Genomic DNA, 16795 nt, shown 5'->3' with positions numbered 1-16795 from the left:
GCACCCGGGGAGGCTCGGCACCCTTCCTGGTGCGGGACCGATCGGTCCGCTATGGTGGTGCACGAGGAGGTGGAGCGACATGGCACGCACCCCGGCGCCGGGCACCCGCGAGCGCATCCTGGGCGTCGCGTCCCGGCTCTTCTACGAGAACGGGGTCCGGGCGGTCGGGATGAACCGCATCATCACCGAGGCCGGGACCGGCAAGAACCTGCTCTACCAGCACTTCCCCGCCAAGTCCGACCTGGTGGCGGCCTACCTCGAGCGCAGCCGCGAGCGGCGGGCGCGCAGCACGGCTCGGGCGCTCGAGGCCGCGGGGGACGACCCGCGCGAGCAGGTCGTGGCGCTCGTCGCCGAGGTGGCCGCGACGGTGCGCCGCCCCGGGTTCCGGGGGTGCGCGTTCCGCAACTACCTCGCGGAGTTCCCCGAGGACGACACGGACCCGCCGGCCGCGGTGGCCCACGCCCAGCTCGCCGAGACGCGGGCCCAGCTCGCCGGGATCGTGGCGCGCCTCGACGTCGCCGACCCCGACCGGCTCGTCGAGCAGCTCTGGCTGCTGGTCGACGGGCTGTTCCTGCAGGCGGCGTACCGCGACCGGCTCGACGACCGCCTGGATCCCGCCGCCGACGCCGCCGTCGACCTCGCCCGCCGTCTCGTGGGCGCCTGACCCGCCCCACCCCCGCTCGCGTCGGCCACCCCCGGGAGCGGCCCGCCGCGCCGGACCGATCGGTCCGACACCTCCCGAAGGGACCCCATGAGCACCGCCCGACCCGGCGCCGTCCTGGTCGTCACCTCGGCAGCCGCGTTCCTGTCGAGCCTCGACCTGTTCATCGTCAACATCGCGTTCCCGGACATCCGCGCGGACTTCCCGGGCACCGACCTCGGGCAGATGTCGTGGATCCTCAACGGCTACACCGTGGTGTTCGCGGCGTTCCTCGCGCTGGCCGGGCGGGTGGCCGACCGCTTCGGCCACACCCGGGTCTTCCTCACCGGCCTCGCCGTGTTCACGTTGGCCTCCGCCGCCTGTGCCGCCGCCCCGGGCGTGTGGCTGCTCGTCGCCGCGCGCGCGGTCCAGGCGGTGGGCGCCGCCCTGGTGGTGCCGACGTCGCTGTCCTTGCTGCTCGCGGCCTACCCGGCCGAGCGCCGCACCCGCGCCGTCGGGGCCTGGGCCTCGATCGGCGCCGTCGCGGCCGCGCTCGGGCCGCCGCTGGGCGGGCTGCTCGTCGAGCTCTCGTGGCACTGGGTGTTCCTGGTCAACGTGCCCGTCGGGACCGTCGCGCTGGTCGCGGGCAGCCGGGTGCTGCGCGACCCGGCGGTCGCCCGCACCGGGATGCCCGACCTGCTCGGCGCGCTCGGCATCGTCGTCGGGGTCGGGGCACTCGCCTTCGCGCTGGTCCGTACCCCCGACGCCGGATGGGGCGCCCCGGAGGTGCTCGTCGGGCTCGGGGTCGCCGTGGCGGGGCTCGTCGCGGTGGTGCTGCGCTCGCGGCGCCACCCGGTGCCGGCGCTGGACCTCGCGGTGCTGCGCGTGCCCGTCGTCGCGCTGGCCGCGCTCGTCATGGTCGCCTTCACCACCGGCTTCGCCGGGATGCTCGTGGTCAACGTGCTCTACCTGACCGGGACGTGGGGCTGGTCCCCCCAGCTCGCGGGGCTCGGGCTCGCGGCCGGCCCGCTCGTCGTCGTGGTGGTGTCGCGGCTGGCCGGGCACCTCTCGGCGCGCGTGGGGATCGGGCCGGTGGCGCTGGTCGGCACCCTCGCGTTCGCGGCCGGCCCGACGTGGTGGCTGGCGCACCTGGGCCCGACCCCCGACTACGCGGCCGGGATGATGCCCGGCCAGCTGCTCACCGGCCTCGGCGTGGGCCTGATCCTCCCGACGCTGTCCTCGGTGGTCGGCTCCGCGCTGCCCGCGCCGCAGTGGGGGTCGGGCTCCTCGTTGATCAACACCGCGCGTCAGGTGGGCTCGGTGCTGGGCGTGGCGCTGCTCGTCTCGGTGATCGGGGCGCACACCACGGGCAGCCCCTCGGAGCTGGGCTCGGTGCGGGCGGGGTGGACGCTCCTCGTGGCGGCGGCGCTGGTGGGGACGGTGCCGGCGGTGGTGCTGTCGGTCGTCGAGCGCCGGCCCCGCCCGGCGACGGCGGTCCTCGACGCGGGGGCCGGTTCCGGGGTCAGAGCAGGAGCCGCATCCGGGACTCGATGACCCCGGGGCTGCCCGGCAGCGGCTGCCGCTCGCCGGTGGCCTCGAAGCCGAGCCGCTCGTAGAGCCCGAGGGCCCGCGGGTTGTCGTCGACGACCCAGAGCGCCAGGAACGCCGCGCCCTCCCGCCGCGTCCAGGCCATCACCGCCGCGACCAGCAGGTCAGCCAGACCGCGGCCGCGGAACGCCGGCTCCACCCACATGCCCACGAGGTGGCGTCCGGTCTCGTCGTCGGGGTCGGGGATGCCGCAGGCCAGTCCGACGGTCGCACCGTCGGCGCGGGCGAGGAACCAGGCGTTCGTCGTGACCCGGTGGAGCCACTCGTCGTCGTCGAACGCCTGCTCGCGCTCGAGGGTCGAGGCGAACGCGCCCGGCGAGTCGGCGAGGGCGCGGAGACGGACGTTGCGGGCGTCCGCCCGGTCGTCGGCGCCGGCCCGCACCACCTGGACGTCGGCCACGTCGCGAGCGTGCCATGGGCCTGGTCCGCGCCGCCGACGGTCCTCCGCTGACACCTGACGTCAGGACGGAGCCGTCCTCACATCGGGGTGCCGTGCATGACCCGTCCCGGGCGACGGGCCACCATGGAGGGGAACGCGGCACGGCCGGGAACCGGCCGGGCCCCGGCGGCGACGTGCTGGACGACCACCAGACGTCGCGCGCGACGACGGAGGAGACGACGAGCATGGCCGAGCACGGCAGGGGAACCGGCGGGCGGCACGCGACCCCCGGAGAGGCCCGGCCCGCGTCCGGCACGACCGCCACGGTCGGCGCCGCCCCCGCGGAGGTCGCCTCGGCGGGCCCCGCCCGCGCGCAGGCCGAGCCGACGGCACCGTTCGCGAGCGCCGGGGCGCCCCCGCGGCGGGCCGCCCACGCCGGGGGCGGGCGCGCTGCCGGCCCCGACGACGGCCGGGTGACCGGACCCGCCGTCGGGACCCCGGAGCCCGATGAGCTCGACGAGTTCGACGACGACACCGACCTCGACCTCGGCGCCCCCGTCCGCGGCGTCGGCTGGGTGCTGCTGATCGGCGGGCTGGTCGGCGCGGTCGTCGCCCTGGTGCTGACGATCGAGAAGCTGGACCTGCTCGCGAACCCGGACTACATCCCCAGCTGCTCGATCGACCCGGTGCTGTCCTGCGGGACGATCATGAAGACCTGGCAGGCGTCGCTGCTCGGGTTCCCGAACCCGGTCATCGGGCTGCTGACCTTCCCGGTGGTCGCGGCGTGCGGGGCGGTCGTCGTCTCCGGCGCCGAGCTGCCGCGGTGGGTGTGGCTGGCCCTGGAGGCCGGCTCGTTCGCGGGCGTGCTGTTCATCCACTGGCTGATCGTGCAGAGCCTCGTCACCATCCACGCGCTGTGCCCGTACTGCATGGTCGCGTGGGTCGCGGTGATCGCCATCTTCTGGTTCACGACGGTGCACAACCTGCGCGAGGGCAACCTGGGCGGCGCACCCGCCGGGGAGACGCTGGCCCGCCGCCACGGGTGGGGCCTCGCGGCCTGGTACCTGCTGATCGTGGTGGCCGTCGTCGCCTCGTTCCCCGCCTACTTCGGCGCGATGGTCGGGCTGGGCTGAGAGCGGGCGCGGGCCGCCTGCGCCGAACGGGTCAGCGCGCCGACCGCTCGTCGGCCGCGCCGGGCCGGTCGACGGCGAGGGCCGGTCGGGTCCTCAGCTCCGGCGGGTGCGACCCGGGCCGCTGCCTACCGTCGGCGCGCCCCGGACCCCGCTCCCCAGGAGTCTCGCGCCGATGACCGTGTCGTCCCCCTCGGCCCCGTCCTCCCCGTCCTCCCCGTCCTCCCCCCACGTCACCGAGCTCGCCGTCACCGGCATGACCTGCGGTGCGTGCACCTCGCGGATCGAGCGACGGCTCGGGAAGCTGGCGGGCGTCACCGCCGAGGTGAATCTTGCGACCGGACGGGCCCGGGTCACCCACGATGGCGACCCCGAGGTGCTCGTGCGCACCGTCGAGAAGCTCGGGTTCGGGGCGTCGGTGGTGACGACGGCCGCGCCGGTTCCGAGCGAAGGGCACGTTCGGTCGGTAGAGCCGGTCGATGGTGCCCCTCGCGCGTCGCTGCCCACCCCGCGCGTTCCGAGCGAAGGTGCCCTTCGGTCGATAGAGCCGACCGGAGGTGCCCTTCGGTCAGCCGGCCACGAACCCGAGTCCGACCCGCGTCCCGACGACGACCCCGAGGTCGCCGACCTGCGCCACCGCGCCCTGGTCTGCCTCGCGCTGAGCCTCCCGGTGATCGCCGTCGCGATGACCCCGCGGCTCCAGTTCGCGTACTGGCAGTGGTTCTCGCTGGTGCTGGCCACCCCGGTGGTGTTCTGGGGCGGGTGGCGGTTCCACCGGGCGGCGTGGCGGCACCTGAAGCACTGGTCGCTGACGATGGACACGCTGGTCTCGGTCGGGGTGCTCTCGGCGTACGGCTGGTCGGTCGGCACGCTGTTCTTCGGCGAGGCGGGCCTCGGCGGGGTCCACCACGTCCTCTCGATCGTCCCTCAGCCCGACATCTGGGGCGGCACCCGGACGATCTACCTCGAGGCGGCCGTCGCGATCGTCACCGCCGTGCTCGTCGGGCGCTGGATCGAGATGCGCGGGCGCCGGAAGGCGATGGCCGCGGGCGGTGCCGGCGCGGACGAGCACGCCACCGCGGACGCGACGCTCGTCGTCGCCGACCGTGCCCTGCGCGTCCCGGTCGGCAACGTCGTCGTCGGCGACCACGTGATCGTCCGCGACGGCGAGACGGTGCCGGTGGACGGCGTCGTGGCCCAGGGGGTCGCGACGCTCGACGTCGCCGCGATGACCGGCGAGTCGGTCCCCGTCGAGGCCGCCGTCGGCACCCGCGTGCTCGCCGGCACCCGGTGCGCCTCCGGCCGATTCCTGCTCCGCGCGACGCAGGTCGGCGCCGACACCCAGTGGGCGCGGCTGACCCGGCGCGTCCAGGACGCCCAGGTCGGCAAGGCGTCGGTACAGCGGCTCGCGGACAAGATCGCCGGCCGGTTCGTGCCGGTCGTGCTCGTACTCGCCGCCTACACGTTCGGCTTCTGGTGGTTCGCCGACGCCGACGCGGGCTTCGCGGTCGCCGCCGCCATGGCCGTGCTCGTCGTCGCGTGCCCCTGCGCGCTCGGTCTCGCGACCCCGACGGCGCTCGCCGTCGCCGCCGGACGCGGGCGCAAGCTGGGGATCCTGCTGCGCGGGCCGCAGGTGCTGGAGACCTCGCGGCGGATCGACACGGTGGTGCTCGACAAGACCGGCACCGTCACCACCGGCCGGATGGGCCTGCGCTCGCTGCGGGTGGCGGAGGGCGACGGGCCCGGGATCGACGACGAGGCGGTGTGGCGCCGGGTCGTCGCGCTCGAGACCGATGTGGACCATCCGGTGGCCCGGGCGCTCGTGGAGGCCGGGCGGGGCCACGCGCCGGAGCACGCCGAGGGCGTCGAGGTCGTCGACGGGCTGGGCGTGCGCGGCACTGTCGACGGGACCGCGGCCGTCATCGGGCGGCGACGCCTCGTCGAGTCCGAGGGCGTGAGGCTGCCCGCCGACCTCGACCGCGCCCACCGCGACGCCGAGGCCGCCGGCGCGACGGCGGTCGTGCTCGCGTGGGCCGATCCCGACGGACGCCTGGCCGCCCGGGCGGTGCTCGCCGTGGCCGACACGGTGCGGCCGACCTCGGCGGAGGCGGTCGCCCGGATGCGGGCGATGGGCCTGCGCCCGGTGCTGCTCACCGGGGACAACGCCGCCGCGGCGCACGCGGTGGCCGCCGAGGTCGGGATCCTCCCCGACGACGTCGTGGCCGAGGTGCTGCCGACCGAGAAGGCTGACGTCGTCGACCGGTTGCGCGGCGAGGGGCGCCTGGTCGCGATGGTGGGCGACGGCGTCAACGACGCGGCTGCTCTGGCCCGCGCCGACCTCGGCCTCGCGATGGGCGGCGGCTCGGCGCTCGCGGTCGACGCCGGCGACCTGACGCTGGTCGGCGACGACCTGCGCGGCGTCACCGACGCGCTGCGCCTGGCCCGCCGCACGCTCTCGACGATCCGCGGGAACCTCTTCTGGGCGTTCGTCTACAACGTCGCGGCGCTGCCGCTGGCCGCGACCGGACTGCTCAACCCCATGATCGCGGGCGCCGCGATGGGGCTCTCGAGCGTGTTCGTGGTCGGCAACAGCCTGCGACTGCGCCGGTTCCAGCCGCAGGGGTAGGCCCGGGCGGTTCCGGCGAGGGGTTCCCACGGCTCATCTAGTCGACCGAAGGTGCCCTTCGCTCGAAACCCGAACCGGCGGAGGCGACGGCGGCCTGGCTCGGGTGCGGCCGGGGGACCGGACAGGTCATCGGGTAGCCGCGCCCCGCGTAGTCGAAGCCCTCGAGGGCGAGCTCGCGGCGGGTCGGGTCGAGCGGGGAGGCGTAGTACGCGCGGATCTCCGCGATGAGACCGCTGTCGCGGTCGAAGACGTACCACTCGTCGCCGCGGAGCACGGTGTCCTCGGCGGTCCGGAAGTGGCTCCACTCGATGACGGCCTGGGCGCTGCCGGCATCGGTGAGGACGCGGTCGACGGTCCACGCCGAGCCGAGCGTCGCGACGCGGTGCGCCCAGTTCTCCGCGATCGTCCGCGCGCCGCGCCAGGCCCCGCCGTACATCCCGGGCGGGAAGTAGTGGACCGCGTCGGGGGTGAAGCAGGCGGTCATGCCCTCGACGTCGGCGTCGTTGCACCCGTCGAAGTAGCGGCGGATGAGCGACTCCATGTGCTCGGCGGTGAGCATCGCGGCGCACTCCTCGGCTCGGGCGTCCGAGTGTGACGACGACGGGTGCCGCGGGCGAGCGCCCGGTTCGCCGCCCCGGAACGTCAGGGGGTCTCCGGCACCAGCTTGTCCAGGCGCGTGTCGCCCGGCTGGAGCAGGGCGTTGTCGAGGACCATCGTCGGGGTGCCGAAGCCGCTCTGCCCCTGGCGGACGAGCTTCGGGTCGTGGGAGGCCGAGGCGAAGTTCGCGGCCACGTCCTTGGTGTGGGCGCCGTTCCGCACACAGGCCTCGAACCCCGGGCCGGCGCCGAGGCGCTTGCCGAGGTCGACGACCTGGTCGACGCTCCAGGCCGTCCCGCCCTCCTCGGGCTGGGCGGTGTAGAGGCTGACGTGCAGGTCGGGGAAGATCCCGTTCTCGGCGCCGCAGAGCATCGCGTTGCCGCCGAGCATCGAATAGCCCGCCGGCTGCGACCTCGCATCGAGCATGTTCAGGAGGTGGTAGCGGATCTTCAGCGTCCCGGCCGCCACCGCGTTCGCCAGGCGGGCGCCGCCGCGGGACTCGAGGGCCTGGCAGGCCGGGCAGAGCGCGTCCTCGTAGAGGTCGAGGGTGTGCGGCGCGGCCTTCGCGCTCTTCTTGCTCGACTTCGTGGGTGCGGTGGGCGCACCGGCGACGACCACCCCGTCGACGACGCTCGTCGGGAACTGCACCGCGGCGCGGGTGATCGGGATCGGGCCGACGGTCGAGGACCCGCCCGAGGCGTCGGCGTCGTCACTACCCCCGCCGAGCAGCGTGCTGCCGATGACGATCGCGAGGACCCCGACGACGAGGATGCCGACGATCAGGGGCGTGCGGGACCCGGTGCCCCTCTTCTTGACGGCTGATCGCTTGCCCATCGATGCCTCCACAACGTCGGCGGATGCCCTCTGGAAGGCCCAACGCGGCGACGCGCCGGGAGGGCGCGTGTCCTGCGGGGTGCGGTCAGCGTCCGGCGCCCAGCGGTACCACGACGCCCGATCGTGGCGCCGAACGGGGTAATCAGTGCCGACGGTGGGCGAGGTCGGCCAGCATTGCGTTGTAGGCGGCCAGCTCGGCGTCGCCGTGGCGGTCGTGGCGGGCGCCCTCGCGGTCGTCGTGGCGGGACCACTGCACGAGCAGCGCGATCACCACCACGAGCAGCGGCACCTCGCCCGCCGCCCACGCGACCCCGCCGCCCAGGCTCTGGTCGGCCAGCAGGTCCGGCACCCACGGCAGCGCGAGGTCGCCGAAGAAGCGCTGGCCGATCACGGTGTCGTCTCCGAAGAGCGCGACGCCGAAGAAGGCGTGGAAGGGCGTCGACGCGAGCAGCAGCGCCAGACGTGCTACGTGCGGGAGCGTGCGCGGCGCCCGGTCGACCCCGATGATCAGCCAGAAGAACAGGTAGCCGGTGACGACGAAGTGCAGGTACATCAGCTGGTGGCCCCAGTGGTAGGGCAGCGCCGCACCGTAGATCGGGGAGAAGTACAGCGCATAGAAGGAGCCGACGAACACGACGAGCGCGACCACCGGGTGCGTGAGCACCCGCGACACCGGCGACCCGAGCAGCGACAGCAGCCACTCCCGCGGCCCGTCGAGGGCGGGCTCCCCCCGTGACGGCGCGAGCGCCCGCAGCGCGAGCGTGATCGGGCCGCCGAGCACCAGCAGGATCGGCACGAGCATCGAGAGCAGCATGTGGGTGCCCATGTGCACGCTGAACATCGCCATCGCGTACTCGCCGAGGCCGCTGGTCGTCGCCCACGCGGCCAGCGCGCACCCGGCGAGCCACGCGGTGGTGCGCCCGGGTGGCCAGGCGTCGCCGCGGCGACGCAGGCGCAGGACCCCGGCGACGTAGAGCCCGGCGAGCACCAGGCACGCCACGTCGACCAGCACGTTCACCCGGCCCGGCCCGAGCAGCCCGAGCACGCTCGGCGCGCCGGGCAGGTCGTACCCGAGCAGCGTCTCCTGCGCGGAGGCCGGGCGCAGCAGCCCCGGTGGGAGCCCGCTCGCCGCCAGCCCGGCCGGGACCACCGCGAGGCCCAGCGTGGTCAGCGTCCATCCCGGGGGCAGCCGGGGCGCCAGCAGCGGGGCGGCGGCGAGCGCGACGAGCACGAGCGCGGCGATCGCGATCCCGCCGTAGAGCGTCGACCAGCCGCCGCGCACCAGGTAGAGATCCACGACGACGAGGCCGACGAACGCCACCGGGCCCGCGACCAGGGCGACCCGCCTCCAGCGCCGCGCGACGACGTCGCCGTCGGGACGGCGCCGCGCGCGGTGACGGTGGAGCGCGACCGTCGTCCCGAACCATGCGGCCAGTGCGACGGCGGCCAGCACCGCCGTGTCGGTGGCGATGTCGTGACCCGCGCCGACGCTCGCGACATGCCCGGTCGCGACGGGCGCGACGACGGCGAGAAGGGCCGGGACCAGTGCACCGACGGCGGTCCGCCAGGAGAACGTCACCCGGCACATGACCGCGACGACGCCGGCCGCCACCGCGGCGACGAGGAAGCCCGCCGGTTCCTCGAGCGCGCCGACCGAGGCCAGGAACCCCGCGGGGGAGCCGAGCACCGCCGGATCCCCGCCGGTCCCGACGAGGACCGTCAGCGGCACCGCGACCGAGGCCGCCAGCGCCCACAGCGCGGCGGCCGTCCCGGCCCGGCGCACGGCGGCGTAGCCGTCGGCCGACAGCCCGCGGGCCCCGGTGCGCGAGGGGAGCACCCCGATCGCCGCGACGAGGCTCCCGACGGTCAGCCCGGCCGCGAGGACCACCACGGCCCGGACCAGCGGGACGGCGAGCCGCAGCGCCGTCGAGGGGGCGCTGACGCCGAGCGCGCGGTACGGCGCGTCGCCCCAGGCGCCGACGGCCAGCAGGACCGCGACGACGGCGAGCGCGGCCGCGGCGAGCGCGACCGCGACGCGCAGGGCCGGGCGTGGCGGCGCGGGATCGGCCGGGGGCGTGCGGCCCCGCGGGGGTGCGGTGGTGCTCACGCCACGTCCCGGCGGCCCCGGCCCGGCGGGCGCTCGCGGGCGACCGGCCCGAGGTCGTCGCGCGACGCGACCGCCAGCGGCGCCGCACCGGTGGTCGACCTCGCGGCGCCCCCGACCTCCTCCGCGGTCTCGCCGGTGCGCGGGGCCGGGCCCGGGTCGTGACGGGGGCCGCTCCGCGCGACCGCGACGGCGAGCGCGAACCCGACCAGCAACACCGCGTGCGAGGCCACCCGGTCGGGCTCCACGCGCCCCGCGGCGAGGTCGAGGCCGCTCAGCACCGCGAGCGTGACGATGAAGACCCCGAGCACGGGGAGCAGGCCGGCGAGGTGACGGGTCCAGCGGGCGCCCGCGAGGAACGCCACCCCGAGGGCGAGGTTCCAGGCCGCGGTCTCGTGGCCCATGTGCGCCATGTCCGCGCCGCCGAGCATCGCCGTGGCGTCGCCGTGACCGGTGAGCCCGACCAGCTCCGACACCCCGAGCACCAGCTGGGCGACGCCGACCGCGGCGAGCGCTGCCCGCGCGCCCACCCGCCGTCGGGACCGGGGCGGCGCGGCCGGGAGGACCCGCGCGACGAGGTCGGGCCCCGCCTCCGCGGGGCCGGTGCGCGTGAGCCGGGTGACGACGGCGGCCTGCTCGCGCCACCGCGTGCAGTCCGCGCACGCGTCCAGGTGCGCACGCACGGCGGGGCGCCGCGCCGGGTCGCCCTCGCCGTCGAGCTCGGCCGAGAGCTCCTCGCGGCATCCGGCGCAGTTCAGAGGCCCCATGACGGGCAGGTCGTCCGGCGCGGCGTGCGGGTTCCCGGCGATGCCCACGAGCCGCCGGGCGGGGTCACGGTTCACGGGTGGCCGCCTCTCCCCCCGGGGGCGCGGACCGCTGCCCGAGCGACTCGACGAGGTCGCCGCGGGCCCGGGCGACCCGGGAGCGGATGGTACCGATCGGGCAGCCGAGGACCTCGGCGGCCTCGGCGTACCGCAGCCCGAGCAGCTGGGTGACGACGAAGGCCTCCCGCCGGTCGGTCGGCAGCGCGTCCACGGCCAGGCGCAGCGCGACGCCCTCGGCGACGTCGCCGGGCCGCACCGCGCCGAGGGGCTCGTCCCCCTCGGCGAGGTCGGCGGGCGTGGCCGGTCGGCGGGCACGGCGACGCAGGTGGTCGGCCGCGACGTGGCGGGCGATGGCGAGCAGCCAGGTGCGGGCCGGCGACTCCGCGCGGTAGCGGCGCAGCGCGCCGAAGGCCCGCTCGTAGGTCTCCTGGGCCAGGTCGGCGGCGACCCCGCGGTCGGTGAGGTGCACCAGCAGGCGCCACACCTGCTGTTGGGTGAGCTCCACGAACCGCGCCGCCGCCGCCCGGTCACCGTCGCGCGCGGCCAGCGCCGCGTCGGTGATGACCGCGTCGTCCATCGCCTGCCCGATCCTCCCGCCCCGCCGTCGCGTACGACGGCCTGTCGTGGACAGTCTCCCCGCTGCCGCCGGGTCGGGGCGACACCGGGCGGTGCGGGCTTCCTCTCGGTTCCCGGACATGAGAGAAAGGAGCGAACGCCTCAGCTCGTGCCGGTTCGTGGGTGCGGCCTCCTACGGTCGTCGCCAGGCCCGCGCTCCCGACGCTCCTGGAGGCCTGACCCATGGTCGACGGCTGGTTCGGCATGACGGTGGCGACCGTCTTCGTCCTGACGACGGCGCTGTGCGCGGTCTCGCTCGCCACCCACCGGCCCCGTCACGCCCCACGCATCGCGGCCGCCGAGGCCAACCACGTCGTCATGGGCGTGGCGATGGTGGTCATGGTGACGCCGACGACGGCGGGTCTGGTGCCGCCGGTCCTCGGGGCGGTGATCTTCGGGCTGGCGGGGGTCGGGTGGCTGGCGGCGCTCGTCGTGACCCGTCGGCGCGGGGAGGCGCTGGGGTCGGCGATCGGCGTCGACCGCTGCACCGCGCACCCGACGCACCTGTTCCTGCTCGACGCGGCGATGCTCGTGATGTACCTGGCGATGGCCCCGGCCACGACGCCGGTGGCGGAGATGCCGGGAACGGACATGGCGGGGATGCCGGGCATGGACACGCCGGCCACGCCGCCGATGGGACTGCTCGTGCTCGCCGCGATGCTCGCCCTCTACCTGGTGGCCCACGCGGTCGCGACGGTGGTCGTCGTGGTGCGCCGCGCCCGGGTCGAGCAGCCGGCCGCCGCCGTCGTCGGGACCCCGACGGGCACGGAGCCCGCCGGAACGGGCGGGGTCGCCGTGGCCGTGGCACCTGCCCCCGCCGTCCCGCGGGCGGTCTCGGTGCTCGCGCACGGGCCGGTGCAGCTCATCGGCCAGGCGGGCATGAGCCTGGCGATGGCCGCGATGCTGTGCCTGCTGTAGGTGCGCTCCGCGCAGGTGAGCAGTAATCCGCCCGTTGACACGGATCTCTGCTCACGGGCGCGCGGCGCACCGTGGACGACGAGCGTGAGGTCGGGCCGCTCCGCGGGGTGCAGCACGGTGTGCGCGAGGGTCACCGCGCCGAGCCGGGGATGCCGGACCCGCTGGGTGCCCGAGCGGTCCTCGCGGACGTCCTGGCGGGACCACCACGCCGCCGCCTCCGCGGACTCCCGGCGGAGGGTCGACAATGGCGGCGACGCGCGCGTCGTCCGGGTGGCGGGCCGTCGCCGCCCGCAGCCGGGCAAGCACCCCGCGGGCCACCTCCTCGTGGTCGACGAGCACCTCCCGGGCGTGCGTGTCGGTGAACACTGGTGTGGTAGGTGCAAGCCGGAGTGGACCTCCACGGCTGCCACGGCAGCCCTCGGGGTCCACTCGGCCGGGACCGTCGCGCCGACCACCGACGCCGAGTGGACCTCCACGGCTGCTCGCCCAGCCTCCAGGGGCCACTCGGTGAGGCGCGGCTTCGGGAGGCCGCCGAGAGAGGAGCGCCGACCCGCCGCTCGTCGGGTCGGGGCTCCGCCGCGGTGGACGGGTGGTCTGTGGCAGGCGGGCATCGGGCCGACGGCGCTCGGCATCAGGCCCAGCGGAAGGGCTCGTGACGCTGGGCCGTTCGGGGGCTGCTCGCGAGTAACCTTTACGCTGGGTATTGATGGCGGTCGGCGCCAACAACGCTGAGTGCTGTGGTTGTGTGTCTCGGGTCGTGGGGTCGGAGCCGTGCGCGGCGCCGTCGGGGCCCTCGTCGTGAACCGCGTCGTCGCTGGTGGAACGCCTGATCCGCCCGGTCGGCGCTTCGCCACGGACCCGGACGGAGACCGCATGCGACCCCGACTCCCGCTGCCCCGACCGCGCTGCTCCACTCGGAGGATGATGCCCGCGATATCGGCGGCCGTGATTGCGCTCGGTGTCGGAGCCTGTGGGGCGCAGCCCCCGCCGCCCCCGCAGACGGTCCGGGTGGACCGGACCTCGGTGAGCACCGGCGTGGACTCGACCGGCTCGGTGTCCTCCGTCGGGTCGACGAACCTCGGCTTCCCCACGGGCGGGCAGCTGACCTCGGTGAGGGTCAAGGTGGGCGACCTCGTCCACGCGGGCCAGGTGCTCGCCACCATCGACGACTTCGCCGCCCGCCGGGCGCTCCAGCAGGCGCGCGCCCAGCTCGCCGGTCAGCAGGCGCAGTACGACAAGGTCGCGGACGCCCCCTCGGTGCAGGGCGCGCAGAGCTCGGTGAACGCCGCCGCCTCGATCGTGTCGGCGACCAAGCGCCAGGTCGACGCGACCCTCGCCGCCGACGACGCCGCGGTCGCCGCCGCGGGGCAGGGTGCGTCCGGAGCGACCCCGATGACGGGGGAGGACGCCACGGGTGCGACGGCGGGCGTCGTCACGGCGGCCGGCTCGACGGCAGCGGGCGCGGCGTCCGGGCTGGCGGCCGGCGCCATGGCCGCGGGTGGGTCCGCGCTCACCGCGGCGGGCTCGACGGGGGGTGCGGCGGGCCCAGCAGGCGCGGGCGGCGCCTCGGGGGCGCAGACGCTCGCGCAGGCGACGGCGAAGCGGCAGGCCGACGCGGCGGCGGGCCAGGTCCAGATCGCGAACGCCCGCCAGGGCCAGGTCACCGCCCAGAACAGCCTCGACTCCGCGAGCGCGGCCCGCCCGAACGACCTCGCCGCCGCGCGGGCGGCGGTCGACGCGGCCCGGTCCCAGGTCCTCGTCGCGCAGCAGAACCTGGCGAACACGACGCTGCGGGCCCCTGCCGACGGCACCATCACCGCCCTCAACGGCGTGGTCGGCGAGTTCGTCGCCGCCAGCGGTTCCACCACGCCCGCCGCCCCCGGCACCGACGCCGCGATCCCCGGGGCCGCCCAGGCCGCGAACGCGGCCGCGGGCGCCGCCGGTGCCGCGGCGGGCGCCTCCCCGACCCGGCCGGGCGGCACCCAGTTCCTGGTGCTGCAGAACCTGACGCAGTTCGCGGTGGTGGTGCCGTTCCAGGAGATCGACGCCGCGAAGATCGCCCCGCAGCAGCACGTCTCGGTGTCCCTGGACGCGATCCCCGACGGGACCCTCGACGGGACCGTGCTCGCCGTCGCGCCGTCCGCGACCGCGCTCTCGGGCAGCATCGAGTACTACGTGACGATCGGGCTGCCCGCCGACCCCCGCGTGCACGACGGGCAGTCCGCCCGGGCCACGGTGATCACCTCGCAGTCCGGCCCGACGATCAGCGTCCCCAACGGCGCACTGCACCGGCAGCCGAACGGCACCTCGGTCACCGTCGTCACCCCCGACGGGCGCCAGGTGCCCACCCCGGTGACCACCGGCGTGGCCGGACCGGACCGCACCGAGATCACCGGCGGACTGGCCGAGGGCCAGCAGGTCGTCGTGGGTGGGGGCAGGTGAGCTTCGCGCTCGTGAGTACTTGTGGTGGCTATAGCCACCACAAGTACTCACCTGCCGAAGGCACCTCGCAGCCGAGCCCGGATCGCGGTGAGCAGTAGCCGCAGCGGACCGGGTCCCGACGACGGGTGCGGCGCCTCGCCCGTCCGGGCCGCCTCGTCGACGGCGGCCGCGAACTGCTCGAAGAGCCGCCGCGAGACGTCGCCGGCGAGCGCGCGACCGAACTGGGCGATCCGGCCGGAGAGGTGCACGTCGGCCCCGGCCCGCAGGGTCGTCCCGCCGACGTCGGTCGCGTGGGCCGCGAGCCGGATGACCGCGTGGGTGCTCGACCCGCCGCGGTCGGCGCCCTGGGCCAGCACCCGCATGACGTGCTCGCCGGGGTCGTGCTCGACGACGTGCGCGAGCCCGTCGAAGGCCAGCGCCACCGGTCCGAGGGCGACCTTCGCGGCGCCGCGGTAGTGGTCGTTCCCGAGGTCGGCGGTCATCCGCGCACCGGGCAGACACGCGGCGAGGCGCTCGAAGTCGGCGAGTACGGCCCAGACGTCGTCGATCGGGGACGTCAGGGCCTCCTCGACGTCGACGGTCACGGTGGGCGGTCCGGACGGGACGGTGACCTGGGCTGGCGCCTCGGGGGCCTCCTCCGTCTCGGGAACCGGGCCCGCGCTCACCCCACCGACCCTCCCGACGAGGGCCGCGGGCACCGCCGCCCGGGGTGCGGGCACGCCGTCGGGATGGGTCGCGGCGACGTCCGCGACGGCGGCGAGGATGCCGCGGTAGCCGGTGCAGCGGCAGAGCACGCCGGACATGTCCTGCGCCAGAGTGCCCTCGTCGTAGGTGCCGCCGGCGAGCAGGTCGTAGCCCGACATCAGCATCCCCGGCGTGCAGAACCCGCACTGCAGGGCGTGGTGGTGGGAGAACGCGCGCTGCAGCGGGTGCTGGTCGCCCGCGCTGCCGAGCCCCTCCACCGTCGTGATCTCCGCGCCCTCGCACTGCACCGCGAAGAGCAGGCAGGCGCGGGCCGCCTCGCCGTCGACGAGGACGGTGCACATCCCGCACACCCCGTGCTCGCAGCCGACGTGGGTGCCGGTGAGGCCGAGCCGGTCACGCAGCACGTCGGAGAGGGTGGTGCGGGGGGCGACGGCGAGGGTGGTCTCCCGCCCGTTGACCGTCAGGGTGAGGTCGGTGGTGGCGTCGGCGGCCACGTGTCGCCCGCTCATGAGAGCGCCTCGCGGTGGGCGCGGGCGAGCTCACGGGCGGCGAGCACCCCGAGCAGGCGGGCCCGGTAGGCGGTGGAGCCGTGCGCGTCGCCCGCGGTGTCGACGACCTCGGCGGCCAGCGCGTCGGTGCCCGGACGCAGCTCGGCCTCGGTGAACCCGAGCGTCAGCAGGTCGGTGACGTCGCGGACGACAGGACGGTCGGAGACCCCGAACGCGGCCAGCGTCGCGTCCCGCACCCCGCCCGACGACGAGGCCCGCACCCACACCGCCACCCCGGCCAGGGCGAAGTCGCCGTGGCGGCGGGCGATCTCCGCGAACCCGAAGCCCTCGCCCGGAGCCGCCGTCGGGAACCGGACGCCGGTGACGAGCTCGTCGGGCGAGACGGCCGTCGTCATCGCGCCGGTGACCAGCTCGGCGGCGGGCACCTCCCGATCCCCGCGCGGGCCGGTCACCTCGACGACCGCGCCGAGGCAGGCCGCCACCGCGGGCAGCTCCGCGGCCGGGTCGGCGTGGGCCAGGCTCCCGCAGACGGTGCCGCGGCTGCGCAGCTCGCGGTGCCCGACGAAGGGCATCGCGCGCCCGATCAGGGGCACCGCCGCCGTCAGCGGGTCGCGCTCGACACGGCGCTGGCGCACGGCGGCGCCGACGCACAGCTCGCCGCCGCGGCGCTCGAACCGGCCCAGCTCGGGCAGCGCGGTGATGTCGACGAGCGTGCCGGGCCGGCCCAGGCGCATCGCGAGGACGGGCACGAGCGACTGGCCGCCGGCGAGCACCTTGGCGTCGCCGGCGGCGAGGGTCTCGACGGCGTCGCCCACCGAGTCCGGCCGGTGGTAGGCGAAGGGTGCTGGCTTCATCGGATCCGGG

At 76.1% G+C, this 16795-nt stretch carries 14 protein-coding genes and 1 pseudogene; 6 read left to right on the top strand and 9 right to left on the bottom strand.

All coding sequences use genetic code 11. The features are described 5' to 3' along the window. Nucleotides 1-79 precede the first annotated feature (79 nt). Together VGH76_RS02755 and VGH76_RS02750 are read left to right on the top strand one after the other, a co-directional pair. Entirely contained in the window at nt 80-664 is a 585-nt protein-coding gene (locus VGH76_RS02755; RefSeq protein ID WP_331555077.1) for a TetR/AcrR family transcriptional regulator, read from the top strand. An 87-nt stretch (nt 665-751) separates the two neighbouring features. Continuing rightward, the gene (locus tag VGH76_RS02750; RefSeq protein ID WP_331555076.1) at nt 752-2194 is read left to right on the top strand and encodes a DHA2 family efflux MFS transporter permease subunit; all 1443 of its coding nucleotides are present in this window, start codon (nt 752-754) and stop codon (nt 2192-2194) included. Here VGH76_RS02750 and VGH76_RS02745 read toward each other — a convergent pair. After that, on the bottom strand, nt 2163-2648 hold the full coding sequence (locus VGH76_RS02745) for a GNAT family N-acetyltransferase (protein WP_331555075.1): 486 nt from the start codon (nt 2646-2648) through the stop codon (nt 2163-2165). The two genes, VGH76_RS02750 and VGH76_RS02745, sit on opposite strands and share 32 nt — an antisense overlap. Nucleotides 2649-2872: 224 nt before the next feature. Between VGH76_RS02745 and VGH76_RS02740 the strand changes: the two genes are divergently transcribed. Both VGH76_RS02740 and VGH76_RS02735 read left to right on the top strand, forming a co-directional pair. Next, complete coding sequence (locus tag VGH76_RS02740) at nt 2873-3760, top strand: vitamin K epoxide reductase family protein (RefSeq protein WP_331555074.1); 888 nt, start codon at nt 2873-2875, stop codon at nt 3758-3760. A 172-nt stretch (nt 3761-3932) separates the two neighbouring features. After that, nucleotides 3933-6383: a heavy metal translocating P-type ATPase gene (locus tag VGH76_RS02735; RefSeq protein ID WP_331555073.1), complete on the top strand. Its 2451-nt coding sequence runs from the start codon at nt 3933-3935 to the stop codon at nt 6381-6383. A 37-nt stretch (nt 6384-6420) separates the two neighbouring features. On the opposite strand, the gene VGH76_RS02730 is transcribed toward VGH76_RS02735, so the two are convergent. From VGH76_RS02730 to VGH76_RS02710, 5 genes are all read right to left on the bottom strand, one after another. Further along, the gene (locus VGH76_RS02730; RefSeq protein WP_331555072.1) at nt 6421-6942 is read right to left on the bottom strand and encodes a nuclear transport factor 2 family protein; all 522 of its coding nucleotides are present in this window, start codon (nt 6940-6942) and stop codon (nt 6421-6423) included. 83 nt (nt 6943-7025) lie between these two features. Beyond that, nucleotides 7026-7814, bottom strand: coding sequence for a DsbA family protein (locus VGH76_RS02725; RefSeq protein ID WP_331555071.1), 789 nt, complete (start codon nt 7812-7814; stop codon nt 7026-7028). A gap of 142 nt (nt 7815-7956) precedes the next feature. After that, on the bottom strand, nt 7957-9921 hold the full coding sequence (locus VGH76_RS02720; RefSeq protein ID WP_331555070.1) for a cytochrome c oxidase assembly protein: 1965 nt from the start codon (nt 9919-9921) through the stop codon (nt 7957-7959). Then, complete coding sequence (locus VGH76_RS02715; protein WP_331555069.1) at nt 9918-10760, bottom strand: zf-HC2 domain-containing protein; 843 nt, start codon at nt 10758-10760, stop codon at nt 9918-9920. The genes VGH76_RS02720 and VGH76_RS02715 overlap by 4 nt, the downstream gene beginning before the upstream one ends. Beyond that, the gene (locus VGH76_RS02710; RefSeq protein ID WP_331555068.1) at nt 10750-11319 is read right to left on the bottom strand and encodes a sigma-70 family RNA polymerase sigma factor; all 570 of its coding nucleotides are present in this window, start codon (nt 11317-11319) and stop codon (nt 10750-10752) included. The genes VGH76_RS02715 and VGH76_RS02710 overlap by 11 nt, the downstream gene beginning before the upstream one ends. 221 nt (nt 11320-11540) lie before the next feature. On the opposite strand from VGH76_RS02710, the gene VGH76_RS02705 reads away from it, so the two are divergent. After that, a complete protein-coding gene (locus VGH76_RS02705) occupies nt 11541-12275 on the top strand; it encodes a DUF5134 domain-containing protein (protein WP_331555067.1) in 735 nt (244 codons plus the stop codon). Nucleotides 12276-12340: 65 nt separating this feature from the next. Here VGH76_RS02705 and VGH76_RS27870 read toward each other — a convergent pair. Next, nucleotides 12341-12641, bottom strand: a pseudogene (locus VGH76_RS27870) (transcriptional regulator); the annotation flags it as partial. A 657-nt stretch (nt 12642-13298) separates the two neighbouring features. Between VGH76_RS27870 and VGH76_RS02700 the strand changes: the two are divergent. After that, the gene (locus tag VGH76_RS02700) at nt 13299-14717 is read left to right on the top strand and encodes an efflux RND transporter periplasmic adaptor subunit (RefSeq protein ID WP_331555066.1); all 1419 of its coding nucleotides are present in this window, start codon (nt 13299-13301) and stop codon (nt 14715-14717) included. 47 nt (nt 14718-14764) lie between these two features. On the opposite strand, the gene VGH76_RS02695 is transcribed toward VGH76_RS02700, so the two are convergent. Further along, nucleotides 14765-15931, bottom strand: a complete 1167-nt coding sequence (locus VGH76_RS02695) for a xanthine dehydrogenase family Fe-S subunit (protein WP_331555065.1) — start codon at nt 15929-15931, stop codon at nt 14765-14767. Further along, nucleotides 15928-16785, bottom strand: coding sequence for an FAD binding domain-containing protein (locus VGH76_RS02690; protein WP_331555064.1), 858 nt, complete (start codon nt 16783-16785; stop codon nt 15928-15930). The genes VGH76_RS02695 and VGH76_RS02690 overlap by 4 nt, the downstream gene beginning before the upstream one ends. Nucleotides 16786-16795: the final 10 nt, after the last annotated feature.

It is taken from the genome of Actinomycetospora sp., assembly GCF_036497585.1.
GTDB lineage: Bacteria > Actinomycetota > Actinomycetes > Mycobacteriales > Pseudonocardiaceae > Actinomycetospora.
The sequence above is the reverse complement of the archived record's forward strand: the minus strand, read 5'-3'. Positions and strand labels throughout refer to the sequence as shown.